Below are 25,637 nucleotides of genomic sequence, written 5' to 3' on the forward strand. Positions count from 1 at the left end.
CCCGGTTGCCCACCAGTCATGGCGGACGGTCGATGCCGGCGCGCCGTCACATCCGAGGCTACGGACCTGCTGTCACCCCAGCGTCAACGAGTCGTCGGATGCCCGGGAGACCACGGCTCACGGTGGTCGCGAGGAGCGTGGCCCTGCCGGTGCACAGGAAGCATCCTGGCGAACCGAGGGGACGGTTCAACCCCCAGTTCCTCATTCAACAACTGCCGGAACGCCTGGTAATGGTGCACCGCCTCGCTGAGGTTGCCCTCCGCGAGGTGCACGGACACGACGCCCCGATGGGCGCTCTCCCGCAGCGGTTCCGTGCGTACGCTCGCCCACGCCGCTTCCAGCGCCAGTGCCGGTTTTCCCTGCCTGACGAGGGTCTCGGCCAGCGCGTCGAGGGCGTGCAACCGCAATTGACGCAGACGTTCACGTTCCAGCCGCACCCAGTCCTCGTCCCAGCCGGGCAGCAGGTCCTCTGCTTCCAGCACTCCCAGCAGCAGGTGACCGGGAAGCGGTGAACCGTAGCCCTGTACGACGCCGAGTGCCGTCTCGGTGAATGTGTGAACGTCCACCTGCATTGTTTCCCCGGCCACGAGCCAGTCCCCACAGCCCTTGACCAGGGGCTGATCATTGCGCGGCAATTTCCAGAGCGCCGTACGCAGACTGCCCCGGGCATGCTCTTCTGTTACCTCGGGCCACAACATGCCGGCGAGTACCGTGCGGGAGACTCGTCCACGCAGCCCCACGAAGGCCACCAGTCGCTCGGCGTTCCGGCACAGTTCGACGGGACGGGCGCCGAATTCAAGTCGGAACTGGCCGAGCAGCCACACTCGAGGGGTCGGGGACACTGGTTTGATCGCCTCGCTCATCAGTACCTTGTAGGACCGTCACCCTGCGCCCGGGGTGCTTTGCCCGTACCCGTCTGCCTATCCGCCGGCCGGTCCTTGCGCTCGTACGCGTCTGTTCTCCTTTTCGGCGTCTCCGACATTGCTGCCCGGCGCCTTTACGTTGTCGATCAGGTGCTGGCCCTGCCGGTCGACTGCTCGAGTGACGGACTCTTGCAGGATTCCGAAGGCGAAGGCCCATGCACACACTTGCGTCGACGTATCGAGGTTGGTGAGGCCGGGTAGAAACTCGCCACTCATCAAGAGAATCCCGGCCACGGCCGTCAAGGCTCCGACGGGTAGCCGCAGGATTATCAACCCTGTTGCTACGTGGTAGGGGCCCGAGGTGCCTCTGACGCCCTTCAAGGACACAGCCCCCGCTACGGCTGCCGCAAACAGCCCGATGAATTCGAGAAAAAAGATGCTTGCCGCCTTCGGACTCTCCCCGAGGGGACAGACTCTGGTCGCGCCCCCGCCATCCTGTGTCGCCCTTGTGTTGGTGAAGCAGACGCGCTCCGCGACATCCGGGGCGAGGATCCCCCAGACCCCCAGGGAAATGGCTATCAACCAGAGGGCTCCGGCAGCCATGACCACTATTTGGGTAAAGCTCCGAACGCGGGCTCGTTCTGCTTCCTCTGCCTGATAGGCGGCGTGCAGCGTGAGGGCTGCCAACTCCCGGCCGTTCGACCCCAGCGACTTCCGCCGACGGCCGCCGCCGAACCTTCTCCTCGGCGGACTGTGCAGCGCGGCGGTCAGCTGCTGCAAAAGTACGTCGTCATGCAAGAGGTGCAGCTTGGCATGCGAGAGGGCATACAAGCCTTTGTCGTGAAGCTCACTCTCCGGCGCCACCCTGAGCAGGGCGACTTCTGCCTCGTGCATGTTCGCCAAAGCCCTGTCGGCCGATGCGCCCAAAAGATGTTGCCGCCAGGAGCAGTCCCACAGTGTTTTCCGGGCCGCCTCAAGGTGAGCATTCGCCGTGGCCACAATTCTGGCATCGTCGGCAGATATGCCGCCCCCAGTCTTTCGTTGCTCTTCGAACCTGTTGAGCTGCCCCTGGAGATGCGCCACGTGAGCATTGGCTCGCTGATACCAGGAGGATCCCTTGACCGTGACGTCGGGGTCTGTGCCACCCCTGTCATCCAGCATGGGTTCATCCTCCTTGGCGGACACCTCAATTTCAGTGAACTCCTGCGGGGTTTGGTAAGCAACTCAGGTCGGGTCCGGTGCGGTGGGGCGTCGCCGGACCGGTCATGAGGTAGGACTGTGACCCGGGTTGCAGACAGACCGGGAGGGGCAGACGCTGAGAACCGATTTCCCGACTTCGCGGTACAGACGCGGCTCCGCGGTACAGAGAGGCTGACACCGTGCATCAGATCGTCCGCGACCATTGGATCGCATTCAACAATCCCCTCGAAGGCCGAGTGGATTTCATGTATCTCGATCAGAAAGGGTGGGTGAGTACGGGGATCGGCAACAAGATCGACCAGACCGCCGCGCCCAACTCTCCTGCGAGTCCGGCGGAGCGGGCCGCCTCCCTGGCTCTGGTCAACGAATTGCGATGGCTGGACAGCAGCGGTTCTCCGGCGTCGGCCGACCTCGTAGCTTCGGAGTGGGACAAGGTCAAGGCACGTCTCGATCTCGCCCGGCAGGGACACAGAGCCTTTCAGCCGCCCTTCACCTCACTGCATTTGGAGGCCGGCGAGATCGACCGCCATGTGTTCGCCAAGCTGGATCAGATGGAGTCGTTCCTCACCCAGCGCCCCGAGTTCACCGACTTCGACTCCTGGCCCGCCAACGCACAGCTCGCGACCTTGAGCATGTGCTGGGCGCTGGGACCGGCGTTCAAGTTCCCCAAGTTCCAGGGACACGTGTCGGAGCGTAACTGGAATGGTGCGGCCGACGAATGCCATTTCACCCCTGACGAAGGCACCATCAAGATCCGGAACAAACTCGACCGGGCGCACTTCCTGCTCGCCCGGGCCGTAGAGGACCGTGGCCTTCCCACGGATCGACTGGCCCTCGACCTGTCGAACGTGTTCGGTGTGCAGGGCGCACTGCTCGTACTCCGATACGACCCCGGACCGCAGGACGGAGCGGACGGGACCCGCACTCGGGCTGCGGTCCGCAAGTTCCAGGGTGACACCGGACTCGACCAGAACGGATCCTCCAGCGATCCGGCCACTCTCGCCGCAATGGGCTCACGGCTCTCCGAGTCGGGCTTCACCGTGTTGGGGATCTGAGCGGTGACGCCCGCGGTCCGGGGTCGGCGGCTGGTCCGAGGTCCGGACCGGGCCCTGGCGTTCACCGGGCCCGGACACCACTCCGGAGATCACCGGGTGCCGGATGCTGCGACGCCCAGGCGGTCCGCGATCCGCCGGCGCACGGCCGCCATCTCGAGTCCTCTGGGATCGACCTTGCCCGGCTGCCATTCCAGATGGCCGATCACGCTGCGCTCGCTCCAGCCGTGCGCGCGGCACATGGCGGCGGCCGCCTTCTCCATCGCCACCACCTGCTCCTCCGGCCAGGGATCCCGGCCGTCGCCGAGGTTCACACACTCGAAGCCGTAGAAGTGGGCGTTCCCGTCTGCCCGTGCCTCGTTGTCCGGAGGCAGCGCGACCTCGTCCATCACCGCCCGCAGGACGTCGGGGTCGCCCTTGCCGGCGTGGTTGGAGCGGCCGTTGCCGACCATGTGGACAGTGCCGTCCTTCGCGATGACTCCGTGGCACAGCGGGCCGGGCAACGCGGAGTGCCCGTTGTAGCAGAGCTCCACGCTGGTCTGGGTGCCTGAGGTGACCGTGTGATGGATCATCACCCCGTGCACCGGTCCCCAGGGGCCCTTGTGGTTGCGGTTGTGGGTTCGCCACGACCGGTGTTCGACGACGTTGAGCCCTTCGTTGTGCAGCGCGGCAAGCAACCGGTCCGGTGAGAGTGGAGTGGCCATGATTCTCCTCGCGAGACTCGAACGGCCCACTGTTTTCAATTCCGAGGAGCCGCGAAGTCCCGACGTGTACGGCGGCCGAATGATGGCCGGGGCCGCAGGATTGCGAACGGCATGTCCGGTCACCTTGGGAATGGTGACGAACTTCGTGGTGTCGTCAGACATCGGAAGTCGTGCAGAACACAGCTCGATTCCACTGTAGATCGGCCCCCAGGGACCGACCACCCTCCTATTTCGGGCCGGTTTCGTTGAATGAGAACCGATCATGGCGGCGCTTCTTCACCACAATTCCCGTAGTCGGCACGGTTGATCGCGCCTATACTGAGAACGACATCGCCGTCCCGGGCAAGCCCGTGAAGGGGCAACGACGACGGGCCGCAGAGCCTGGCATGCACCGAAGGGGATCCGGCGTCGACGGTTCACGGATCAACCGTGTCGTCCATGATCCGTACTGCGGTTTCCCACGTGGTTCCCGTATGCGCGCGTGAACCGGACAACAGGACCGGCTTCTGTCCGTCTGCCCCCGCGCCGGCGATCCAGTGTGCACGGCGAAGCGAGTTGGAGGCGGAAGTGACTGCCATCGACGACAAGTGGGGGCAGATCCAGTGGATCGGTGCCCCTTTCGACGCCGGCGCCGGAAGCAACGAGGGCCCCAACCCCGACGGGCGGGGCACTTCGCGTGACTTCGACCACGGGTCGATCTACTGGTCCGCACAGACGGGCGCGCACGAAGTGCACGGGGACATCCGGATCAAGTACGCCCAACTCGGCGGCTCCGGCGGGTTCCTCGGATATCCGATGACGGATGAGTTGGGGTGCCCCGACGGAAGGGGCCGGTTCAACCACTTCCAGGGCGGCTCGATCTACTGGACACCGTCGACGGGCGCGCATGAGGTGCACGGACCCATTCGCGACCTCTGGGAGAGCATGGGCTGGGAGACCAGCTTCCTCGGCTATCCGGCGAACGACCAGATCGGCACGGGAGACAGCCGCTCCAGCCGCTTCCAGCACGGCCACATCAGTTGGTCTCCCGCGCAGGGCGCGGTGGCGCACCGCAGCACTCTCATCGACTGATCGACCGACCGGTGGCGGAGTGCGAGACGGGTGGCAGCCGGGACTCCGTGGCTTCCCCGGGGACAGTGGACTCACTGCCGCTGCCTCCTGCAGAAGTGCTCCCAGACGCCGGCCGCGACCTGGCCGACTGCGTGGCAAAGGTGTTCACGTACGGATCAGGGAGCGGGCTCCGGCTGGTCCGTGATCGCCTGCCGTGCAGGACGGGTTTCGGCGCGGACTCTGTCACGGGGCTCCCCGAGGCTGCTATGTCGTGTCGAGCCGCTCAGGAAGCGCTCTTCCGCGTTCGGCTGGGTCCTTCGTTCGAGGATCTCGAAAGCGCACCGATCCCCGGCCAGGCGTCGGTGAGTTCCGGAAGCCGGCTCAGTGCCGTCCGCTTCGCCTGCTGGAACCGGTCCAGATCCTTCCCGGCCTTCGCGCGGACCGGCTCCTCCGCCCGCGCCTGGACATCGGCGATCCGCTGGTGCGTGTCCGTGGAGAGCCGGCACCTCGGCCACGAGCGTGGACAGCGTGGCGCTCACGGCCTCAGCACACCGCAATCCGCGGGCACTTCGAGGAGGAGGGAGGGAGAGCCGCAGGGTCGCCGCCTCCCTTCGGGGTAACGGTACTGGCTGGGCACCCGCCGCGTCGGCGCGTTGGGTTCGGTTGCCGGAGGGCGATGTCCGCGAGCGGCGGGCGCACGTGGCCGAATTGAACGCCGAATTGTCGGATGAACGTAACACCGTTATTTCAGGCCCGTGGCGCTCGCGTTACCCGTAAAGAGCCCACCCCACTGGTGAATACGCGGGACCTGGCCGGGGTCAAACCCTCGGGCTCCGTCCGTCCGTGGAGCGGGGTCTGCTGCCGCACCGGCGTGTGTCCGTCGACGTGGCGGCCCCTGGGCGGGCCCGTCAGGGCGGGCTTTTCGGCCAGCAAGGAGGGGGCCCTGACGGGGGATGTATGATTCCAGCCGTTCCGCGCCGGAAATGAAATGACCGAAAAGAATTCGCCAGTTGTCGAGAAACGTCGATGCCGCAGGTCGGTGGCTTGACTGGCCCTCGACAAGGCAGTTGTATGACGTGAGAATCCAGTGATCGACGAGCTTCAGGGCAGACACGCACAACGGGGGAAAAGTGAATGACATCCTGATCGCCGGTGCGCTGGCAGGGTATGGCATCGCCATGCCGGTCGGGGCCATCACGGTTATGATCGTCACGCTTTCCGCGCAGGAATCCCTGCGCACCGGTCTCGCCGGCGCGATGGGAACGGCGACGGCCGACGGACTGTACGCGCTCATCGCCGCGTTGACGGGGGCCGCTCTGGCCGGGCTCCTCCAGCCCGTCGCGGTACCCATGCGCTGGGCCGCCGCGGTCGTGCTGCTCGCCCTCGCGGCAAAGGGGTTGACGGACGCCGTCCGCCGCTCGCTGGACCCGGACTCCGTCCAGCGGATCCAGGCGAAGCGCCCCTTGAACATCTACCTGCAGTTTCTCGGGCTCACCATCCTCAACCCGTTGACCATCATCTACTTCTCCGCGCTGGTGCTGGCACTCCGCAATGACGACTGGCCGCCCATGGGCGGCCTGATTTTCGTTGCCGCCGCGTTCATCGCGTCAGCCAGCTGGCAGGCCCTGCTCGCCGTCGGCGGAGCACTCGTCGGCCGCGTTCTCACCAGCGGCAAAGGTCGCCTGGGCACCGCGGTAATCGGCAACGGGGTGATCATCTTCCTGGCTGTCCGGCTTCTGCTGTCCTGATGCCCTCCTTTTCGCGTACAGGTCCCCCTGCTTGGAGGCATGTCTGTGAAAGAAAGCGAGCAATTCTTAGATACCACCCCTTACGACCCACCTGCCCTCCAAAGGCCGCAGACGGCGGTGATCGAGGTCCCGATCGACTCCGTCCTGGCCTCGGACTCTCCGCGGAGTGCGGGCAGCAGCAGTACGCACGCCCGTCTGCTCGCGGAGACCGACGCCGACCTGCCTCCCATCGTCGTCCACCGGCAGAGCATGCGGGTGATAGACGGGATGCATCGGCTCGAAGCAGCCAGGCTCCGGGCCGCCCGCACCATCAGGGTGGTGTTCTTCGACGGCGATGACGAGGAAGCGTTCGTGCTTGCCGTCGAGACGAATATCCGGCACGGCCTGCCGCTCTCCCTCGCCGACCGCAAGGCAGCCGCTCTGCGCATCGTGAAGGCCCATCCGCACTGGTCCGACCGGGCGGTGGCGGCGAAGGCCGGGCTGACGCACAAGACGGTGGGCCTCCTGCGTCGCCGGTCAACTGGGGAAATTCCCCAGTTGGAGGCGCGCGTCGGACTGGACGGCAGACTGCGCGCCGTACGGCCCGCCCGGAAGGCGGAACGCTGTACCGACGGCCCGGACGAAGAACAAGCCACCACGGTCGAAGGGCGGAGCCGGAATTCCCCGGCCGTCTCGGCCTGCCACACCGCCGCCTGCCCCGTCACCGAACCAACCGCTGCGCCGGCGGGGCCGACCAGACGGCACACGGGGGCCCTGCTGGATGCGGGTGTCGACTGGAACGTCCGCTTGCAACGCCTTCGTGCCGACCCTTCGTTGCGGTACACCCAGATCGGCCGAATGGTGCTGCGCATCATGGACTTGCACGTGGCGACGGCGGCCTACTGGCCCCAGGTCGCCGAACAGGTCCCGGTCCATTGCCTGGACACCGTCTCGGACTTCGCGCTCAGATGCGCCGAGGATCTGCAGCGCCTGTCCCTGCGCCTCGAGCAGCGCAGGGACGAGAACCGCTGATCCGTCGCCGGCCGGCGGCCCGTACCACTGGATGTACCGCGGCCGGTCTCACCGGACCTTCGCGACGAGGTCGACCCAGCCGCCGAACACCCGCCGCGCACACCGTTCCATGCGGACCGCGGCCGCGCGCAGCTCCTCGGTGATCGCCCCCGGACTGCCGGGACCGCATCGCTCCACGAGCTCGCCCAGGCAGTCGGGCGTGCGCAGCCAGTCGTCCAGCAGCCGCTCGCCGACCTCCAGATGGAACTGGATCCCGTACGCGCTGTCCCCCACCCGTATCGCCTCGTTGGGGCATCCGGGCGAGCCGGCGAGCCGTGTGGCACCGGCGGGATTGTCGAAGTTCTCTCCGTGCCACTGGAAGACGGGCACGGTCCGGGGCAGGCCGCCGAAGAGCGGGTCCGTGAAGGCCCCGGGCGCCAGCTCCACCGGGTGCATCCCGTAGTGCGTGTCGGCCGGCTTCACCGGCGCCCCGAGGCTCGACGCAAGCAACTGCGCCCCCAGGCACACCCCGAAGAAGGGCACTTCGGTGCGCACGGCCCGGCGAATGTACTCCTTCTCGGGTGAAAGCCAGGGCAGGCTGTCGTTGACACTCATGGGACCGCCCATGGCGAGAATTCCATCGGCAGAGCTCAGCTGTGGCGGCTGGTCTCCTTTGTCGACTCGTACGGGGATCATGATTGCTCCGCGTTCGTCGAGAACTCGACCGAAGGTGCCCGGGCCCTCCCAGCCTGCATGCTGAAGTACTACGATGCGCAGAGGGCCGTCGCCTTTTGTATGCCCATTCCCGTGCAAGTCCATCTCCTTGCCTGTGCGATATCGCCGAATCACCTGGCCGATGTTCGGGTTTCACTCCATCGTCCACTCTGCTCGCTCTCACGAATAGGGGATTCGCATGGTTTACGTCATCGCAGAACCGTGTGTCGACATCAAGGACAAAGCCTGTCTGGACGTATGTCCGGTCGACTGCATATATGAGGGTGCCCGGACCCTCTATATACACCCGGACGAATGCATCGACTGTCACGCGTGTGAGCCGGCCTGTCCGGTGGAGGCCATTTATCCGGCGCACGAAGTGCCGGACGAATGGGGCCACTACACGGAGATCAACCGCACGTTCTTCGTGGAGGTCACCGACCTCGGCAGCCCGGGCGGGGCCTCCGGTGTGGCCCCCCAGCAGGTGGATCACCCCACCGTGACCGCGCTGCCCGTCACGCTGCGGACCGCAGACCACAACTAGTACAGCCAATCGAGGGAGATCCAGATGGCAGACAAGAAGTGGCAGGAAGTCGGATACCCGGCGCGGCTGGAGGAGCGCCTCCCCGACGATGTCGTCCGGTGCCACCTGAGCCCACGGAATTGCAAGATCAGGCCCGGTCAGCACGGATTCTGTATGGTGCGGGCCAACCGTGACGGACGGCTGGTCAGCCTGAACTACGGGCGGTCGGTCCACGCCACGGAAGAGACGATCGAGACCGAGGCCGTGTTTCACTACGAGCCCGGTGCGCGGATCCTCTCGATGGGCAACATCGGCTGCATGCTGAATTGCGACTACTGCCACAACTGGAAGACGTCGCAGGCCAGGTTTGTGGAGGACAAGGACGTCTTCTACTACACGCCGCAGGAGGTCATAGACATCGCGAAGCGCCACGACATCAAGGTGATCTCGTGGACGTACAACGACCCGGTCGTCTGGCATGAATTCGTGGTGGAGACGGCGGCCCTCGCCAAAGAGGCGGGAATCGTCAATCTCTACAAGTCGGCCTTCTTCATTTCCCCGGAGGCCATCGAAGAGCTGATCCCTGTCATCGACATCTTCTCCGTCTCGATCAAGTCGATCGACCCGAAGTACTACCGCAAGATCACCAAGGGCTGGCTGGAGCCGGTGCTGGACGGGACGGAGCAGGTCTACCGGGCCGGCAAGCACGTCGAGGTGTCGACGCTGATGGTCACCGACCTCAGCGACGACGAGAAGACCGCCTACGAGATCGGCAAGTTCGTCCTGGACCGGCTGGGCCCCGAAGTGCCCACGCACTACGTCCGGTTCCACCCGGACTACAAGATGACCAACACCATCCGGACGCCCGTCGACCGGCTCGAGGCCGCCCGCCGGGTGGGCCTGGACATGGGTCTGCGCCACGTCTATCTGGGCAACGTGTACGACACCGAGTCGACCAACACCCACTGCCACAACTGCCAGGAACTCCAGATCACCCGCTACGGGCTCAACGCCCGCGTCCTCGGGGTCAACTCCGCCGGAGCCTGCACGAACTGCGGCGCGGACGCCAACATTCGCCGCATCCCCGGCGGTTCGACCTTCCCGGAGACGGTCGCCGAGCTGCCCCCCGGCGGGGGTTTCGACATCGCCAACTTCGACTGGTACGGCGACATCCGGGCGCTCCACGTCCAGGTGCGCAACGACGCCGCTCAACCCCAGCAGGTCTACTACCGGCGCAACCGCTCCAGCACCTCCGACTCGCCATGGTCGGTGCTGCCGCTCCAGCCCCAGGAGAGCTACCGGTTCATCGCCGCCAAGTCCGAGCTGGACGAGCTCGGCGTGGCCGTCGCCGTGCCGCAGGGCTGCACCTCGTCCCTGCACCAGGTGTTCGACCGCGCGCACTTCCCCACCACGGAGGCGGACAACGGTTCACTGAACGCCGACGTCACGCCGCTGCCGCTGTTCGACTCGCGGCGCTGAGACGGAAGGACACACATGACCACCAACGACGTAGCTGCCGGAACCGACGACATCGTCATCGTGAAGGGCGCCGACGTCACCGGCCGGGAGGCGTTCGACAACCTGACCCGGCGGGTGCTGGCCCACAACGACAAGCTGATGCTGGTCGAGCACGTGATGGAGCAGGGCTCGGTGTTCCCGCTGCACAGCCACCCGCACGAGCAGCTCGCCTATCTGGTGTCCGGCCACATCCGAGTGCGGGCCGGCGGCGAGGAGTTCGAGGCCGTCGCCGGTGACAGCTTCGTGGTCAGGGGTGACGTCGAGCACCAGGTGCACGCCATCGAGCGGTCGGTGGCCCTGGACATCTTCACCCCGTACCGCGCGGACTACGCGGAGTGGAAGGACGAGCGCTCCTGAGCGCTCCGTCGTTTCGGCCGGGTCCGGGCGGCAGTCGGCGGGCTTTCGCCCGGGCTGCCGTCCGGCCCGTCACCCCCGGTCCGAGGTCCCCGCAGGAAAGGGAGAGCGTTGGCCACACAGGCCGAAACAGGCCAGTCAGAGGACTACTTCGACCCCGCGGAGCCGCTGGCGATGGTGGTCGGCCCCACCCGCCCGGCGTCGTCCGTACTGAAGCGCATGAGCGAACCCGCACCGCCCATCACCGATCCGGAGTTCATCGCCGAATTCGGCCGCTGCCTGTCCAGGCTGCGGACCCTCGTCGGCTCCGCCACGGCGACCACGGCGGTGGTGCCCGGCACCGGCACCAGCGGCATGGAAAGCCTCGTCGTCAGCCTGCTGCGCCCCGATGTTCCGGTGCTGGTGGCCTCGACCGGCATGTGGGGCGACCGGTGGCGTGACATCTGTCTGCGCCTGGGCGTACCCGCCCACGCCCCGCGCTTCCCGGCCGGCCGCGCACCCGATCCCGAGCTGCTGGAGACGCTGCTTTCCCGACACCGCTACCAGGCGCTTCTCGTCGCCCACGTCGACTCCAGCAGCGGGGTGCGTGCCGACCTTCCCCGGCTCGCCGGGCTGGCTCACGAGTACGGGGCCCTGTGTCTGGTGGACGGCGTCTCGGCGATCGGTGCGGAAGAGATCGAGATGGACGCCTGGGACCTGGACGCCTATCTCGGGGGTCCGCCCAAGGGCCTGGCCGGGCCGCCCGGGCTGGCCCTCCACGCGCTCGGCCGGCGGGCGCTGGACGTGCTGCGTGACCGCGACTGGACCCCGCGGGCCTACTCTCTCGACCTGCCGCCCTGGCTCACGGTCATGGCGGCGATGGAGCGCGGCGAGTTCGGCTATTGCCAGTCACCGGCCGGGAACCTGGTGCTCGGCCTGTCCGAGGCCCTGCGGCTGGCGCTGGCCGAGGGGCGGCAGGCCCGGGTCGCCCGGCACGCGACGCTCCGCGACACCCTGCACACGGAGCTGGCCGCACTCGGCATCGGGCTGCTGGTCCCGAAGCCGGGGGAGCGGGCCAACGGCATCACCGTCGGTGTGGTGCCGCGAGACCTGGCCGAGCCGCGGTTCATGGGGGCCGTCGCCGAGCAGGGCGTGCTGCTGCAACCGGGCACGTACCGGTCGACGGGCGACCGCACCTTCCGGATCGGGCACCTGGGCACGGTGTGCGACACCGACATCACACGGACGATCAGCGCCATCCGGTCCGGCCTGCGAACCTCCCGGAGGACTTCGTGACTTCCCGCATCCTGGCAGCCCGCCTCACCGACCTCGGCCGCCCGCCGGAGGTGACCGAGGTCGACCTGCCCGAGCCCGGAGAGGGCGAGGTGGTGGTCGATCTGCACTTCGCCGCGCTCAACCCTCTGGACACATACGTCGTCCAGGGCACGGTCGGCGGCGCGGCCGCGCGGCCCCGCACCCTCGGTGTGGAGGGCGCCGGGGTCTGCGAGGGCCGGCCCGTCGTCGTCCACGGAACGGGTCTCGGCATCGTCCGGGACGGCACCTGGGCCGAACGCGTCGTCGCGCCCCGGGACGCGCTCGTGCCGGTGCCCGACGGCATCGGCCTGACCGCCGCGGCCTCGGCGGCCGTCGTCGGCACCACGGCGATCCGGGTGACCAGGGACCTGGGCCGCATCGACGGCAACGACCGGGTGCTGGTCCTCGGTGCCGGCGGCGCCGTGGGCCTGGCCGTGACCAGCCTGTGCAAAGCGGCCGGTGCGCAGGTCTGGGGACAGACCGCGAGCCCGGGGAAGGCGAAGGCCGTCATGGCAGCGGGGGCGGAGCCGGTCCTGGCCGCGACCGCCGCCCGACTGGCCGACGCGGCGGACGTGGTGGTGCCCACCGTGGTGTTCGACGCGCTCGGCGGGGCCTTCACCGGCACCGCCGTGGAACTGCTCGCGGAGAACGGCCGGTTGATCAGCTACGGCACCAGCGCCGACCCGGAGAGCACGCTGCCCATGCGGGTCCTCTACCGCAAGAACCTGACCCTGGCCGGCTACGGCGGGGTGGGCGAGCCCCCTGCCCGGATCCGGTCCGGCACGGAGCTGGCCCTGCGGGCGATGCTCGACGGGTCGCTGGTCGTCCCCGTGCACGAGGTCCAGCCACTGACCCAGGTCGGGGCGGCTCTGCGGGCATTGACCAGCCGCACCGCCGCGGGCAAAGTTCTGCTCGACGTCAGGTCCTGAACGTCGAACGAGCCGGCCGGGCGCTCCAGCCCGGCCGGCTCGTTCCAGCCGATCACCCCAGTAACCCGCACTGGAAGAAGGAGTCGGCCACCTTGTGCGACTCGAACACCCCGTTGCGCTCGAACAGACGCAGCGTGGATGCCGCGGCCGCACGCATCTCAGCGTGCAGCCGGGCGTCCGGATATGTCTCCCCGATCACCTCCCTGACCGACTCGGAGTCCATCCCGGTGAACCTGAGCATGTCGAATGTCGCGTCCACATCCGGCCTGAGAAACGCAACGGTGAACTCCGGCAGCAGAGTCCCGATCAGATCCCGTTGCTCCGGCGTCAGTTGACGCCACGCGTACTCGAAGAACCGCACGAAGTAGGCGTGGTGCCGGCCCTCGTCCTCGGCGTGGTCCGCGATCGTCTCCCGCACCACGGTGCACACCCGCTGGTCCTTCGGTATCCCGGACAGGATGCTGGAGATCAGAGTTTCGGAGACCACCGTGAAGAAGAGTTCTGCCAGTGGCCGGAGGGACGGGTCGAGTCCCGCCTTGAGGGTTTCCAGCCGGGTCAGGAAGTACGGCTGGCGGGCCGCACACGGAAGTTCCTTCGTGGCGGCCATCAGCTGGCCCTGCAGATCGTCGGAGAACTGCGCATGCCATGCCTCGTCCGTGCATATCTTGTAGGAATCCCGGAGCATTTCGCCCGGTAGCTCGAAGCCGCTGCGTCGACGGCTGATGAGCTGCGTCACCGGTGTCACCACGAGCTGTTCGAGATCTGCCGTGAAGTCGAGATAGATATAGAGGCGCTGCAGCAGCAGACTCTGGATGACCTCCTCCTCCTGCTCCCTGACGAGGGGGTGGTACAGGGCGGGAACCAACTCGGGCGGAAAGAACACCTTTCCCGCCTCCAACTCTTCGAGCATCCGGCGCGGTTTGGCACGGACACTGGCCCTGTTTTCCCAGCTGGAAAAGCAGGACCGATACTGGTGTGAATCCGCTGCGGAAGGCACAGTGATCCCCCAAGGGAAGAAGTTGAAACCCCTGATGTGAGCTACTTCGACAGAATCGACCGAATGCGGAATCGAATCAAGGGGCAGGGAAATGAGTGAAGCCAGCAACAGGGAATGGTTCGTCGACTCGGCTGTCGTGGAGAAGCTGGGTACGGCATACACCGGAGCTCTGACGGACATCCTCGACGGCCTGGGCTATGTGAAGCAGAGCCTCTCCGGGAACTTCCTGTTCCGGGACCCCGACATGCGCATGGTCGGGCCGGTGTACCCGGTCGAATGCAGGCCCAACCCGCTCGCGGTCTCGCACGGAAAGAGCGCCCGCGGCCTCTTCGAGATGCTGGGTTCGGTGCCCGCCGGCCACATCACCGTCGTGCAGATGAACGGCATCGACGCCTCCATATTCGGCGACCTGTCCATCACCGCGCTCCAGGCCCGGGGCGCGGCCGGCGCGCTCATCGACGGCGGCGCCCGTGACGTCCACACCGTGCACGAGATGGGCTTCCCGGTGATCTCCCGGTTCGTCCGGCCGCAGGGCTTCATCCAGCGCGGCGACTGGGTCACCTGGGGCAAGGAGCCCGTGCACGTCGAGGGGGTGCGGATCGCCCCGGGCGACTACCTGGTGGCCGACGGGTCGGGCGTGGTGATCGTGCCGCGGGAGGTCGCCGCGAAGGTCGCCGACGAGGCGGTCGACGTGGCCGCCAAGGAGGAGTCGCTGCGGGACGCCGTACGGTCGGGGATGAGCCCTCTGGAGGCGTTCGAGCGGTACCTGGTCAACGGCGAGACCCGGGCCACCGGCACCGCCGCGTCCGGCCCGCGTGACACGGGCGCGAGCGGCTGCTGCGGCGAGCGCAAGGCGGCTCAGCAACTGGAGCGCGGCCGCGGCCGGGCCGCCACGACGGTCACCCCGGCCGCGCCGGTCGCGGCCACCCCTGCGGCCGCCACCGCCTCACGCCCCTACCAGGGCCGGGTGGCGGAAGGCGACCTGACCCGGCGGGCCGGCGTGGAGCAGCTGGAGGAGCGCGGCGTGGACGTCGTCGCGCTGCGGGAGAAGCTGATCGACGCCGCCGCCGCCGAGTTCACGACGTACTACTACTACACCGTGCTGCGCCACTTCCTGGCCGGCAAGGAGGACTACAAGGCGATAGCCGAGGACGCCCGGCTGGAGGACCGCTCGCACTTCGAGCTGATCACCCCCCGGATCTTCGAACTCGGCGGGACCATCCCGTTCGACATCAGGGACTTCGCCGACCGGGCCGGCTGCCCGGACGCGTACCTGCCCAACACCAACAACGGGCGGATGACCTGGGGCATGGACGGCGGCGACGCGGTGAGCCCGGCCGACTCCGTCGAGATCCTCACGGTGCTTCTCGAGGCCGAGCGCTGCGCGGTGCGCTCCTGGTGGGAAATCTGCGACATGACCTTCGGCAAGGACCCGCGGACCTACGAGCTGGCCATGCGCATCCTCAACGAGGAGATCGAGCACGAGGCGTGGTTCATCGAACTGCTCAGCATGGAGCGGGACGGCGTGGCACGCCCTTCCGGACACTTCAAGCGAGGTGAGATCGGTGACGCCCCCTGGAGCCGGAACAAGCCCTTCGGACACCCCTGACGAGCAGGGTTTCGAGATCCGCGTCGAATTCGAGGGAACGGTCCGGACGATATACGCCTACCGGAGTGAATTCCTTCTCGACGCGGCTGCCCGGCACGGGATATTCCTGCCCCGGACCTGCCGTCAGGGGTGGTGCACGACCTGTGCCGCGCGGGTGGAGCGGGGTGTCGCGGAGCATTCGGCGGCCAAGCGGTTCTACCAAGCGGACGAGGCGGCCGGGTTCTCCCTGCTCTGTTCGGCCCGGCCGCTGTCCGACATGTCGGTGGTGGCGGCCCAGCACGCCGCTTTCCGTGAGCATCGGATCAACAGCGGACTGCCTGTTCCGCGGGCTTGAACATCTCCGGAAAAACGGAAGAGAGGCAGCGGTCGGCGTGATCGGGAAGACCCGGTCGGGCCGGCCGCCTTCCCGTGTCTTCCGGCCGACTCCGCGCGGCAGGCGGTCCGTTGACAACAACTCGGCGCCTCTGTTCTTCTGTCGGCCATGCACATATTCATCGCCGACAGGCTGTGTATCACGGTGGAAGGTGTCGACTTCCACAATCCGAATCGCCCGCAGGACGGCCGGGAATGCGGTGCGCGACTTGAACTGCGGTTCGTTGAAAGGGACAACCTGCCCGGGTCGATCTACGTCTCCCGCGCCCTCTCGCTCGCCCGGGCCGTCTGCCGCTTCGATTTCCTGGAGTCCGCTCCGGGGAAGCAGGACCGGATGCACTGGCACCCGGCGATGGAGGACGGCGAGGCGTTCAAGCGGCTGTACGACGAGGACCTGAGCCGCGACCCGCTGGCCTGGCTGGGCGAGCGCCTGCGTGACGGCGTTCGCACCCTGGAGTTGGGCGGCGTCGAGGACTCCGGGCGATTCGCGGACGACGCAGAGGCGCTGGCGCTGCTGGCCGACGCGATCGTCGCCGAGACCGCGGCGACCCTGGACGGATTCCGCCGGTCCGGGTGGCCGCCGGTGACCGGGCGCGACGAGCGGGGCATGGCCGTGCGGACCCGCTCCGGCGCGGCCGGTACGGCGTCCTGATGCGGATCCTCGTCGTAGGCGCCGGCGCCACCGGCGGGTACTTCGGCGCACGGCTGGCCGAGGCGGGCCGCGACGTCACATTTCTGGTCCGCCCCGAGCGGGCGGACCGGCTGCGGTCCACCGGCCTGGTGATCCGGGGTCCGCACGGTGATCTGCGGCTGGACCCGTCGCTGGTCACCGCGGACGAACTGCCCGGCGCCTACGACCTCGTACTTCTGGGCGTCAAGGCGTACGCCTTGAACGTGGCGATCGGGAACCTCGTCCCGGCCGTCGGCCCGCACACGGCGATCCTCCCCATGCTCAACGGGATGCGTCACATCGCGGTGCTCAAGCGGAAGTTCGGCCCGCAGGCCGTCCTCGGCGGCGTCTGCCAGGTGACGACCACCCTCGACCCGGACGGCGGGATCAGCCGGCTCGGCGGCCATCAGCAGCTCGTCTACGGAGCCTGTCACTCTCCCGGCCCGGTCCGCATCCACGATGTCGACGCGGGGCTTCAGGGGGCGGGGTTCACCGCCCGGCTCGCCGACGACATCGTCCAGGAAATGTGGGAGAAGTGGGTGCACGTGGCCGCTGTGGGCGCGATCACCTGCCTCATGCGCGGGGTGGTCGGCGACATCGTCGCGGCCCCCGGGGGACGCGATTTCGCGGAACGGACGGTCGCCGAGTGCGCGGCCGTCGCGGCCGCCTGCGGACAGCCGGCGCGGGCCGCGGCGCTTGAGCGGACACTCGCGGCCGTCACCGAGCCGCACGCCCCTACCGCTTCCTCGCTCTACCGCGACCTGCTGCGCGGCAGTCCGGTGGAGGCCGACCACATCCTCGGCGACCTCGTGGAGCGGGCGGACCGGAGATCGGTTGCGATTCCGCTGCTCCGGCTCGCGTACACACACCTCAGCGTGTACCAGCGGTCGTCGGACTGAGAACGATGTCGAGCACGTGTCCCTGACGGAGGTACAGGTCGTGAGCGAGTTCCTGAGGAAACCAACCGTCGGCGAGGCCGCCCGGGCACGGAACCTCGTCGAGGCGGAGCGCAAGGCGGTCGCGCTGTTCGACGAGGTGACCGCGGCGGGCCTGATCAAGCCGGGACTGCTCGAGTCGGAGGTCAGCGACCAGGTCCGGGATCTGGCCGCGGATCTGTTCGGCACCCGGAAGCACTGGCACAAGCGCATCGTGCGCTCCGGCGAGAACACCCTGCAGCCGTACCGGGCGAACCCGCCGGACCGGGTCATCGACGAGGACGACATCGTCTTCCTCGACTTCGGCCCCGTCTTCGAGGAGTGGGAGGCCGACTTCGGGCGTACGTACGTGCTCGGCGACGACCCGGTGAAGCTGCGGATCGCGGCGGACCTCCCGAAGGTGTGGGACGCCGGCCGGGCGCACTTCGAGAGCCACCCCGAGATCACGGGCGCCGAACTGTACGCCCACGTCTGCGGACTGGCAGAGGCCGCCGGCTGGGAGTTCGGCGGCCCGCACAGCGGTCACCTGGTCGGCGAGTTCCCGCACGAACTGATCGACGCGGACCTGGTGAACAGCTATATCGCCCCCACCAACCCCAACCGCCTGCGCGGCAAGGACGATGCCGGCCGGGACTGCCACTGGATCCTCGAGATCCACCTGGTCGACCGGCAGCGCGGCTTCGGCGGCTTCTACGAGCAACTGCTCACCCTGAGCCGCTGAGCGCGCAGCGCGAGGAAGGGGCACGACGGTGATCGAGACCCTGGTCCGACCGCTGGCGGACGGCTTCATGCAGGTGGGGGTGTTCGTCGCACTGCTGGTCGGGATCTTCGCCTGGCTGCGGCGGCGGTACGGCAGCCGACTGCTGGACGTGCTGGTGAACCGCCGCCGGATCGGGCCGCTCGTCGGCGCGCTGCTCGGGGTGTCCCCCGGATGCGCCGGAGCCCTGATGCTCACCCCGCTCTACACCCGGGGGACGATCTCGTACGGCACCGTGGTCGCCGGGGTGACCGCGACCATGGGCGACTCCTCATGGGTGATCTTCGCGGCGAAGCCGCTGATGGCGCTCAAGGTGCATCTGCTGCTGTTCGCCACCGGCCTGGTCACCGGGTACCTGGTGGATGCCTTCCGGCTCACCCCGCAGCGGTTCGGCGCCGCCGGGCGGCAGGGTGCGGTGCGGCACAAGCGGCTGGGCGCGAAGGAACTGACGGCCGCGGGCGGCTCCAATGCCGCGCCGCCCGGCGCCCGCCCCGGCCCGGCCGCCGCGGCATTGGAGCCGCCCGTCTCCGTGCCCACCGGGCGCGGCGGAGCGGCCGAGGCGTCGGCAGGCTCCGTGCCCACCGGACGCGGTGGAGCGACTGAAGCGGCCGAGGCGCCGGCCGGGCTGGGGCCGCTGTCGTTCCTCCTCTGGATCCTGGCCGGGCTCGCGTTCCTGGTCGCGGCCCCCATTGCGTTCCAGCTGGTGGCGGAGAGCACCCTGACCGGTCTCGCCGGCGGGGTGAACCTGTATCTCGTCCTCGGCGCGGCCGGCACCCTGACGGCCGGCCTCATCCTCGTCACCGGCCGGGGCCAGCCCCAGCACGACGACGGCATCTCACCGCAACGGCCGTCGATCGCGCTCGCCGGCGGCGCGCGCGAGATGTCCGTGATCGTGGTCCCGGTGTCGGCGATCTACGTCGCCTGGAGCCTGGTCCAGACCCTCACCGGCTTCGACGGCAGCCAACTGCCGCTGCATGGCTGGCTGGGGGTTCTCGTCGGCGCGTGCATCGGCCTGATACCCGGCTGCGCCGTACAGATCGCCTTCACCGCGCTCTACATCACCGGCGGCGCCCCGCTGCCCACGCTGGTCGCCAACGCGGTGAGCCAGGACGGCGACGCGCTGCTCCCGCTCATCGCCAGGGACGGCCGGGCCGCCGCGCTGACCACGGTCGTCACCACGATCCCCGCCCTCGTGGTGGGGTTCGCGCTGCTGCTCGCGCTCTGAGCAACCCCGGCACGACACGCGGAACGACACGTGGCGCGACACGCGACAAGACGACGGAGGCTCACCGTGGCGCCCTCGGCCTGCTCGCACACGTACCGCTCCCGGTGGACCCGCTCACGGTCACTGTGGCTGAGAAACGGGGGTGGCAGTTCCGGCCGGCGAGGATGTCCATGGAGGGCATCCTGCTGCTCCGGCCATCCGGTGGGCGGGCCTGTGGGATCGGGACGCTGTGCTTCCTGCCGGCGGTGGACACGCTCGTCCAGCCCTTCATACGGGTGAACGAGCGTGTCCTGCGGATGCCGAACCTCGGCATGCCGGCCTTCAGCGCCCTGAGCGCATGGGGCACGAGGTCGGCAACGCCCGTGCTCAGTACGCCGGGCGAGCCAGTTCCGGCGCCTCCGTCAGCAGTGGATGCCCACGCCGCCCGTCGAGGGCGGCCTCGACGGTTCCGCCCACCCGGTAGAGGCGGTCGTCCGCCATGGGAGGGGCGATGATCTGAAGTCCCACCGGGAGGCCGTCCTCCGGTGCCAGCCCGCACGGCAGCGACATGACCGCGTTGCCGGCCAGGTTGGACGGGATCGTGCACAGGTCCGCCAGATACATCGCCAGCGGGTCGTCGACCCGTTCGCCGATCGGGAAGGCCGTGGTGGGGGTGGTCGGCGACACCAGCACATGCACCTGCTCGAACGCAGCGTCGAAGTCCCGTGAGATGAGGGTGCGGACCTTCTGGGCGGAGCCGTAGTACGCGTCGTAGTAGCCGGAGCTGAGGGCGTACGTACCGAGCATGATGCGGCGCTTGACCTCGGGGCCGAAGCCGGCCGCGCGCGTGAGGGCGGTGACCTCCTCCGCGCCGCGCGTGCCGTCGTCGCCGACGCGCAGGCCGTACCGCATGGCGTCGAACCGGGCCAGGTTGGAGGATGCCTCGCTGGGCGCGATCAGGTAGTAAGCGGCGAGCGCGAGGTCGAATGACGGGCAGGACACCTCGACCACCTCGGCGCCCAGTTCACGCAGCAACTCCACCGCCTCGCCGAACCGCGTCATCACACCGGCCTGGTAGCCGTCGCCGCCGAGTTCCCGGACGACGCCGATGCGCATGCCGCGGACCTCGCCGCGCCGCGCGGCCTCGACCACGGAGGGCACCGGTGCGTCGATCGACGTGGAGTCGAGCGGGTCGTGGCCCGCGATGACCTCGTGCAGCATGGCCGCGTCCAGGACCGTACGGGCGCACGGGCCACCCTGGTCGAGCGAGGACGAGTACGCGACCAGGCCGTAGCGGGACACCGCGCCGTACGTCGGCTTGACGCCGACCGTGCCGGTGAGGGCGGCCGGCAGCCGGATGGAGCCACCGGTGTCCGTCCCGATGGCGAGGGGGGCCTGGAAGGCGGCCAGGGCTGCCGCGGAGCCGCCGCCGGAGCCGCCGGGGATCCGGGTGAGGTCCCAGGGATTGCCGGTGGGGCCGTAGGCGCTGTTCTCGGTGGACGATCCCATGGCGAACTCGTCCATGTTGGTCTTGCCGAGGAGGACCGTCCCCGCCGCCTTGAGCCGCTGGGTCACGGTGGCGTCGTAGGGCGGGATCCAACCATCCAAAATCTTCGAACCACAGGTGGTGGGCATGCCCTTGGTGGTGAAGACGTCCTTGAGGGCGAGCGGTACGCCGGCCAGCGGGCCCAGTCGGTCACCGCGGGCCCGGGCGGTGTCGACCGCGTGCGCCGCCTCCAGCGCGCCTGCGTCGTCGACGTGCAGGTAGGCGTTGACCAGCTTGTCGACGGCTCCGATCCGGTCCAGGTGTGCCTGGGTGACCTCGACCGCGGAGATGTCGCCGGAGGCGATGGCCGCGGCGGTCGACGCGGCGGTCCAGCGGGTGACGCCGGACGTATCCGTGTTCATGTGCGCGCTCACGGCCGTCAGCTCTCCCCGAGGATCTGCGGGCTCCGGAAGCGCTGTTCCGCCTCGGCCGGCGCGCCGGACAGGGCGTCCTGGGGGCTGAGCGAGGGCCGGACCTCGTCCGCGCGCATGACGTTCGTGAGCGGGAGGGGATGGGAGGTCGGCGGGATCTCCTGCGCGGCGACCTCGCCGACGCGTGCCACCGCCTCGACGATGTCGGTGAGTTGCTCGGTGAAGTGGTCCAGCTCCTCGCCCGTCAGTTTCAGCTGCGACAACCGTGCGAGGTGGATGACTTCCTCGCGGGTGATGCCAGGCATACGGCTATCCCTCGGGGGTGGGGTGGTCTGCGGACCCGGCGGCCGGGCCCAGGGAAACCGTCAGCATAGTGAGAAGGGCCTCCCGCGGCAGCCGCATTGATTTCAACCACCGCTACCACAACGATGTCGGGCTGAGCGTGTCCCCCGGACGGATGATGTCGCGCCCCGTGAGCCAAGGCCCGACGGCCCATGCCCCGGCCCGGTACGCACCACCGGCCCATTCTGTTTCGGCCGTCGGCGACGCATCCGCAATACGACCCCGGCGCCCGGCAATCCACGGCCACCTGGACGACGGCCCTCATATCTCCCCCGGTCGGCGCCGCCGGGTCAGCGTCCTCGTATGACCAGCCGGCGGACGGCCTGCAGACGGCAGGATCGGCAGTTCCTCGTCGCGGTGCGGCTGCTGCCAGGTGCAGATCTCGGCGGTGTCACAGGAACGCTCGGGCGCCCGGGCGAGGTTGGGGCCGACCGCGGCCATGTGGTCCTCGAAGACGGCCGGCCGCAGGTCCCGTCGCATGTCGGCCGGCACCGCCGGCTTCGTGCGGTCGGCGCCGGGCCGCGGGACACGGCGCACGAAGGTGAGAACGAGCCGGCCGAAGCGCCGCTGGCAGGGCTGCCGGCCACCACCGCCCACGACGACGGATTCGATGCCCGGTTCCGCCGTCACGTTTCGCCGAAGGTGCGTCGGTAGGCGCCGGGTGTGGTGCCGAGGTGCGCCCGGAAGCGGCGGCGCAGGTTGACTGCCGAGGCGAGTCCGACGCGGGTGGCGATGGTCTCGACCGGCAGGTCGGTCTGCTCGAGGAGTACCCGTGCCGCGTTGAGGCGTTGGCCGAGCAGCCACTGTCCCGGGCTGGTGCCGAGCTGTTCGGTGAATCGGCGGGCGAGGGTTCGGCTGGACAGCCCGGAGCGTTCGGCGAGGCGATCGAGGGTCAGTGTGGTGTGGAGCCGGGAGGCGGCCCATTCCAGCAGCGGCGCCAACGACTCGTCCGCCCTGGCCGGTGCGGGCTGTGCGGCGTACTGGCGTTGGCTGCCCTCCCGGTGGGGCGGCAGGACCATGTTCCTGGCGATCTGGGCGGCGTATGCCGCGCCGTGGTCGGCACGGACCAGGTGCAGGCACAGGTCGATGCCCGCGCCGGTTCCGGCGCTGGTCGCTACGTCGCCGTGGTCCACGAAGAGCACGTCCTGGTCGACCCGGACCCCGGGGAAGGCGGCGGCGAGTTGGGCGGTGCGGCGCCAGTGGGTGGTGGCGCGGCGGCCGTCGAGCAGTCCGGCCTGAGCGAGGACGAACGCCCCCGTGCAGATGGCGACGATCCTCGCTCCTCGCCGGTGGGCAGCCCGCAGCGCGTCGGTGACGGTCGGCGGTGCCGGTCTGCCGGGCGGCTGCCAGCCGGGGACGATCACGGTGTCCGCTTCCTGCAGGGCCGCGAGCCCCGCGTCGACGAGCATCGAGAAGCCCACGGTGGTCCGCAGAGGGCCGGGGTGCTCGGCGCAGGTCCGGAAGTTGTATCGGGCCGGCACGTCCTGCACGACGGTGCCGAAGACCTCGGCGGCGCAGCCGAGTTCGAAGGGGGACTGGGGCGGGTTGAGCAGGGCCACCACCCGATGGAGGTTCATGGCAGGAATGTACCTGTGAGTGTCTTTCTTGACTCTCGGCCGGCGGACCGGCCTCGGTCACAGTGGTCCCATGAGTGAAACCACCGGAACGACAGTGCTGAGGACCGAAGTCCAGGTCGACGGCGAAACGGCCAGCTACCTGACCGTGGAGCAAGCCGGCCCGGTCGTGTTGCTGCTGCACGGCACGTACTGGAGCCGGGTCTGGCTGCCCGTGCTCGACAAGCTCGCCGCGAGCGGGCTGCGGCCCGTTGCGGTCGATCTGCCGGGACTGGGCCGCTCAGCGGGCGAGTTGACCCTCGAAACGGCGACCGTCCCGGCGCTGGCGGCCTGGACGGAACGGTTCCTGGACGGCATCGGCGTCGGCGGTCCGGTGATGGTGGCCGGGCACGACATCGGCGGGGCCGTCGCGCAGCGACTCCTGGCCGACGGCGGCATCGAGGTCGAGCGCCTTGCCCTGGCCAACTCGGTCACCTTCGACTCGTGGCCGGTGCCCACGGTGGCCCGGTTCAGCGATCCGGCGGTGATCGCGTCGACGCCGGCCGGGGAACTGCTGGCCGCGCGCCGCGCTGCGACGGCCAAGGCCCTGGCCCGCCCGGCGTCCGAGGAGGAGATCGAGGAGTACGTCGATCCATGGCGTGACCCGCGTGTGTGCCGCTCCTGGATGGCTCTGGCCGGCGCCGCCGACAGCAAGTACACCCTCGAACTCCTGCCCGCCCTGCGCGCGTCCACGGTGCCCAAACTGCTGGTCTGGGGCGAAGACGACACCTTCCAGCCCGTCACCTACGCCGAGCGGTTCGCCGCGGAGATCCCGGACACCACCCTGGTCCGTGTCCCCGAGGCCGGGCACATCCCCATGGAGAACGCCCCCGACGCCGTGGCCGACGCGCTGGTCACGTTCTTCACGGCACCCGCACGACAGGCGGACACTCGGTCAGGCCGCTCGTCGTTGTGGCCCCCGGAGGAGCGAGCGGTGCCCGACCCGTGAAGTCAGACAGTCGGTCTGTTCACCGGACGCGCAGGACCCGGTACACCACCAGGCCCCGATCCCGGGCCTGGTTGAACTGGCCGCCGCCGCCCGCAACCCCGGGCGCGGCGAGCACCTCGCGGACGCGCGGGGCGGATGCGTTGAGCCGCGGGGGCGGATCCTGGTGCGGCCTGCATCCGGGACGCGGACGGCGGTGGCGGTGGCGGTCGGGAATCATCGTTCACAATTTCGTGGATTCACGATCGCATGTACTGTTGCTCGGGTGCTGAATCTCGCTGCCGACATCGAGGTGCTGGCCCGCTTCGGCCGGGCCCTCGCCGACCCGATCCGCTGCCGCGTCCTTCTCGCCCTGCGTGAGGCCCCGGCCCATCCCGCCGACCTCGCCGACGTGCTGGGCATCTCCCGTACCCGGCTGTCCAACCATCTGACGTGTCTGCGCGACTGCGGCCTGGTCGTCGCCGTACCGGTGGGCCGCCGTACCCGCTACGAACTCGCCGACGAACGCCTCGGCCATGCGCTGGACGACCTGCGTAACGCCGTGATCGCGGTCGAGGCCGACAAGACGTGCGCGGAAGCGGACGCGGAGGACTGCTGCCGATGACCACCACACCTGCCGGCGTGGGCTCGGCCACGTCCCGGCGCGACGTGCTCGCCCGCCGCATACGGCTGCTGGTCGCGGTCACCATCGCCTACAACGTCACCGAGGCGGTCGTCGCGATCACCGCCGGGGCGCTCGCCTCTTCCACCGCGCTGATGGCCTTCGGCCTGGACTCCGTCATCGAGGTCTCCTCCGCCGCGGCGGTCGCCTGGCAGTTCTCCGCCCGTGAGCATGCCGTGCGCGAGGCCCGGGAGAAGACAGCCCTGCGGATCATCGCAGTGTCCTTCTTCGCGCTCGCCGCGTACGTGACCCTGGACGCCACCCGGGCGCTGACCGGCGCCGGTGAAGCCGAACGCTCCGTCGCCGGCATCGTCATCGCCGCCCTCTCCCTGGCCGTGATGCCGTTCCTGTCGGCGGCCCAGCGGAAGGCCGGCCGCGAACTCGGCTCCGCCAGCGCGGTCGCCGACTCCCGGCAGACCCTGCTGTGCACCTACCTCTCCGCCGTCCTCCTGCTCGGACTCGCCCTCAACGCCACCCTCGGCTGGTCCTGGGCCGACCCGGTCGCCGCCCTCGTCATAGCCGTCGTCGCGGTCAAGGAAGGCCGGGACGCCTGGAACGGCAAGGGCTGCTGCGCGGTGCCCTCCGCCGCGGCAGCCCCGTCTGCCGGCGCCGCGGGGGACGCCTGCGGCTGCTGCGGCTGAACCGACCACCCTGGGGACCGGTTCCGGTTCCCAGG

Annotated in this window: 26 protein-coding genes and 1 pseudogene; 18 read left to right on the forward strand and 9 right to left on the reverse strand. The window is 69.0% G+C overall.

Going from position 1 to position 25,637, the window contains the following annotated elements:
* Positions 1-83: 83 nt before the first annotated feature.
* Complete coding sequence (locus tag ACFYOP_RS24425) at positions 84-863, reverse strand: BTAD domain-containing putative transcriptional regulator (protein WP_356893703.1); 780 nt, start codon at positions 861-863, stop codon at positions 84-86.
* 57 nt (positions 864-920) lie between these two features.
* Positions 921-2,024, reverse strand: a complete 1,104-nt coding sequence (locus tag ACFYOP_RS24430) for a hypothetical protein (protein ID WP_356893701.1) — start codon at positions 2,022-2,024, stop codon at positions 921-923.
* Between the two features lie 218 nt (positions 2,025-2,242).
* Here ACFYOP_RS24430 and ACFYOP_RS24435 point away from each other — a divergent pair, with 218 nt between their 5' ends.
* The gene (locus tag ACFYOP_RS24435; RefSeq protein ID WP_356893699.1) at positions 2,243-3,118 is read left to right on the forward strand and encodes a peptidoglycan-binding protein; all 876 of its coding nucleotides are present in this window, start codon (positions 2,243-2,245) and stop codon (positions 3,116-3,118) included.
* A 98-nt stretch (positions 3,119-3,216) separates the two neighbouring features.
* Here the strand turns inward: ACFYOP_RS24435 and ACFYOP_RS24440 are convergent.
* Positions 3,217-3,819 (reverse strand): annotated as a pseudogene (locus tag ACFYOP_RS24440) (N-acetylmuramoyl-L-alanine amidase); the annotation flags it as partial.
* Positions 3,820-4,386: 567 nt separating this feature from the next.
* Here ACFYOP_RS24440 and ACFYOP_RS24445 point away from each other — a divergent pair.
* The 3 genes from ACFYOP_RS24445 (at position 4,387) to ACFYOP_RS24455 (ending at position 7,628) form a co-directional block, all read left to right on the forward strand.
* A complete protein-coding gene (locus ACFYOP_RS24445; RefSeq protein ID WP_356893697.1) occupies positions 4,387-4,890 on the forward strand; it encodes a hypothetical protein in 504 nt (167 codons plus the stop codon).
* Positions 4,891-5,999: 1,109 nt separating this feature from the next.
* Positions 6,000-6,617 carry a LysE family transporter gene (locus ACFYOP_RS24450; RefSeq protein ID WP_356893695.1) on the forward strand — a complete coding sequence of 206 codons (618 nt, stop codon included), beginning with the start codon at positions 6,000-6,002 and terminating at the stop codon, positions 6,615-6,617.
* 39 nt (positions 6,618-6,656) lie between these two features.
* A complete protein-coding gene (locus ACFYOP_RS24455) occupies positions 6,657-7,628 on the forward strand; it encodes a ParB N-terminal domain-containing protein (protein WP_356893693.1) in 972 nt (323 codons plus the stop codon).
* Between the two features lie 48 nt (positions 7,629-7,676).
* Here the strand turns inward: ACFYOP_RS24455 and ACFYOP_RS24460 are convergent, their stop codons facing one another.
* Positions 7,677-8,426, reverse strand: coding sequence for a type 1 glutamine amidotransferase (locus ACFYOP_RS24460; protein ID WP_388452763.1), 750 nt, complete (start codon positions 8,424-8,426; stop codon positions 7,677-7,679).
* A 94-nt stretch (positions 8,427-8,520) separates the two neighbouring features.
* On the opposite strand from ACFYOP_RS24460, the gene fdxA reads away from it, so the two are divergent.
* The 5 genes from fdxA to ACFYOP_RS24485 all read left to right on the forward strand — a co-directional run bounded on the left by fdxA (position 8,521) and on the right by ACFYOP_RS24485 (position 12,938).
* Entirely contained in the window at positions 8,521-8,865 is a 345-nt protein-coding gene (gene fdxA / locus ACFYOP_RS24465) for a ferredoxin (protein ID WP_356893690.1), read from the forward strand.
* Positions 8,866-8,889: 24 nt separating this feature from the next.
* Positions 8,890-10,323: an AmmeMemoRadiSam system radical SAM enzyme gene (gene amrS, locus ACFYOP_RS24470; RefSeq protein WP_356893688.1), complete on the forward strand. Its 1,434-nt coding sequence runs from the start codon at positions 8,890-8,892 to the stop codon at positions 10,321-10,323.
* A 15-nt stretch (positions 10,324-10,338) separates the two neighbouring features.
* Positions 10,339-10,719, forward strand: a complete 381-nt coding sequence (locus ACFYOP_RS24475) for a cupin domain-containing protein (RefSeq protein ID WP_356893686.1) — start codon at positions 10,339-10,341, stop codon at positions 10,717-10,719.
* A 108-nt stretch (positions 10,720-10,827) separates the two neighbouring features.
* Positions 10,828-11,991: an aminotransferase class V-fold PLP-dependent enzyme gene (locus ACFYOP_RS24480; RefSeq protein WP_356893684.1), complete on the forward strand. Its 1,164-nt coding sequence runs from the start codon at positions 10,828-10,830 to the stop codon at positions 11,989-11,991.
* Complete coding sequence (locus tag ACFYOP_RS24485; RefSeq protein WP_356893682.1) at positions 11,988-12,938, forward strand: zinc-binding alcohol dehydrogenase family protein; 951 nt, start codon at positions 11,988-11,990, stop codon at positions 12,936-12,938. Before ACFYOP_RS24480 ends, ACFYOP_RS24485 begins: the two co-directional genes overlap by 4 nt.
* Before the next feature lie 52 nt (positions 12,939-12,990).
* On the opposite strand, the gene ACFYOP_RS24490 is transcribed toward ACFYOP_RS24485, so the two are convergent.
* The gene (locus ACFYOP_RS24490; protein WP_356893680.1) at positions 12,991-13,848 is read right to left on the reverse strand and encodes a diiron oxygenase; all 858 of its coding nucleotides are present in this window, start codon (positions 13,846-13,848) and stop codon (positions 12,991-12,993) included.
* 178 nt (positions 13,849-14,026) lie between these two features.
* On the opposite strand from ACFYOP_RS24490, the gene ACFYOP_RS24495 reads away from it, so the two are divergent.
* The 6 genes from ACFYOP_RS24495 (at position 14,027) to ACFYOP_RS24520 (ending at position 19,503) form a co-directional block, all read left to right on the forward strand.
* The gene (locus ACFYOP_RS24495) at positions 14,027-15,544 is read left to right on the forward strand and encodes a ferritin-like domain-containing protein (RefSeq protein WP_356893678.1); all 1,518 of its coding nucleotides are present in this window, start codon (positions 14,027-14,029) and stop codon (positions 15,542-15,544) included.
* Positions 15,501-15,878, forward strand: coding sequence for a 2Fe-2S iron-sulfur cluster-binding protein (locus tag ACFYOP_RS24500; RefSeq protein WP_388452770.1), 378 nt, complete (start codon positions 15,501-15,503; stop codon positions 15,876-15,878). The genes ACFYOP_RS24495 and ACFYOP_RS24500 overlap by 44 nt, the downstream gene beginning before the upstream one ends.
* A 147-nt stretch (positions 15,879-16,025) precedes the next feature.
* Positions 16,026-16,568, forward strand: a complete 543-nt coding sequence (locus tag ACFYOP_RS24505; protein WP_356893675.1) for a hypothetical protein — start codon at positions 16,026-16,028, stop codon at positions 16,566-16,568.
* Positions 16,568-17,485, forward strand: coding sequence for a ketopantoate reductase family protein (locus ACFYOP_RS24510; protein ID WP_356893673.1), 918 nt, complete (start codon positions 16,568-16,570; stop codon positions 17,483-17,485). Before ACFYOP_RS24505 ends, ACFYOP_RS24510 begins: the two co-directional genes overlap by 1 nt.
* Positions 17,486-17,525: 40 nt before the next feature.
* Positions 17,526-18,242, forward strand: coding sequence for a M24 family metallopeptidase (locus tag ACFYOP_RS24515; protein ID WP_356893671.1), 717 nt, complete (start codon positions 17,526-17,528; stop codon positions 18,240-18,242).
* A gap of 28 nt (positions 18,243-18,270) precedes the next feature.
* A complete protein-coding gene (locus ACFYOP_RS24520) occupies positions 18,271-19,503 on the forward strand; it encodes a putative manganese transporter (protein WP_356893669.1) in 1,233 nt (410 codons plus the stop codon).
* Between the two features lie 366 nt (positions 19,504-19,869).
* Here the strand turns inward: ACFYOP_RS24520 and gatA are convergent, their stop codons facing one another.
* The 4 genes from gatA to ACFYOP_RS24540 form a co-directional block, all read right to left on the reverse strand.
* Positions 19,870-21,390, reverse strand: a complete 1,521-nt coding sequence (gene gatA / locus ACFYOP_RS24525) for an Asp-tRNA(Asn)/Glu-tRNA(Gln) amidotransferase subunit GatA (RefSeq protein ID WP_356893747.1) — start codon at positions 21,388-21,390, stop codon at positions 19,870-19,872.
* A 17-nt stretch (positions 21,391-21,407) separates the two neighbouring features.
* Positions 21,408-21,704, reverse strand: coding sequence for an Asp-tRNA(Asn)/Glu-tRNA(Gln) amidotransferase subunit GatC (gene gatC, locus ACFYOP_RS24530; RefSeq protein WP_356893667.1), 297 nt, complete (start codon positions 21,702-21,704; stop codon positions 21,408-21,410).
* 298 nt (positions 21,705-22,002) lie between these two features.
* A complete protein-coding gene (locus ACFYOP_RS24535) occupies positions 22,003-22,371 on the reverse strand; it encodes a hypothetical protein (RefSeq protein ID WP_356893665.1) in 369 nt (122 codons plus the stop codon).
* On the reverse strand, positions 22,368-23,318 hold the full coding sequence (locus tag ACFYOP_RS24540) for a helix-turn-helix domain-containing protein (protein WP_356893663.1): 951 nt from the start codon (positions 23,316-23,318) through the stop codon (positions 22,368-22,370). The genes ACFYOP_RS24535 and ACFYOP_RS24540 overlap by 4 nt, the downstream gene beginning before the upstream one ends.
* Before the next feature lie 70 nt (positions 23,319-23,388).
* Between ACFYOP_RS24540 and ACFYOP_RS24545 the strand changes: the two genes are divergently transcribed.
* From ACFYOP_RS24545 to ACFYOP_RS24555, 3 genes are all read left to right on the forward strand, one after another.
* Positions 23,389-24,303, forward strand: coding sequence for an alpha/beta hydrolase (locus ACFYOP_RS24545; protein WP_356893661.1), 915 nt, complete (start codon positions 23,389-23,391; stop codon positions 24,301-24,303).
* A 262-nt stretch (positions 24,304-24,565) separates the two neighbouring features.
* Positions 24,566-24,904 (forward strand): metalloregulator ArsR/SmtB family transcription factor, encoded by a 339-nt coding sequence (locus ACFYOP_RS24550; protein ID WP_356893659.1) that lies wholly within the window; start codon positions 24,566-24,568, stop codon positions 24,902-24,904.
* The gene (locus tag ACFYOP_RS24555) at positions 24,901-25,602 is read left to right on the forward strand and encodes a cation transporter (RefSeq protein WP_356893657.1); all 702 of its coding nucleotides are present in this window, start codon (positions 24,901-24,903) and stop codon (positions 25,600-25,602) included. The genes ACFYOP_RS24550 and ACFYOP_RS24555 overlap by 4 nt, the downstream gene beginning before the upstream one ends.
* Positions 25,603-25,637: the final 35 nt, after the last annotated feature.

Origin of the sequence: Streptomyces sp. NPDC006294 (assembly GCF_042870895.1) — a bacterium.
In the GTDB taxonomy this organism is placed as follows: Bacteria; Actinomycetota; Actinomycetes; order Streptomycetales; family Streptomycetaceae; genus Streptomyces.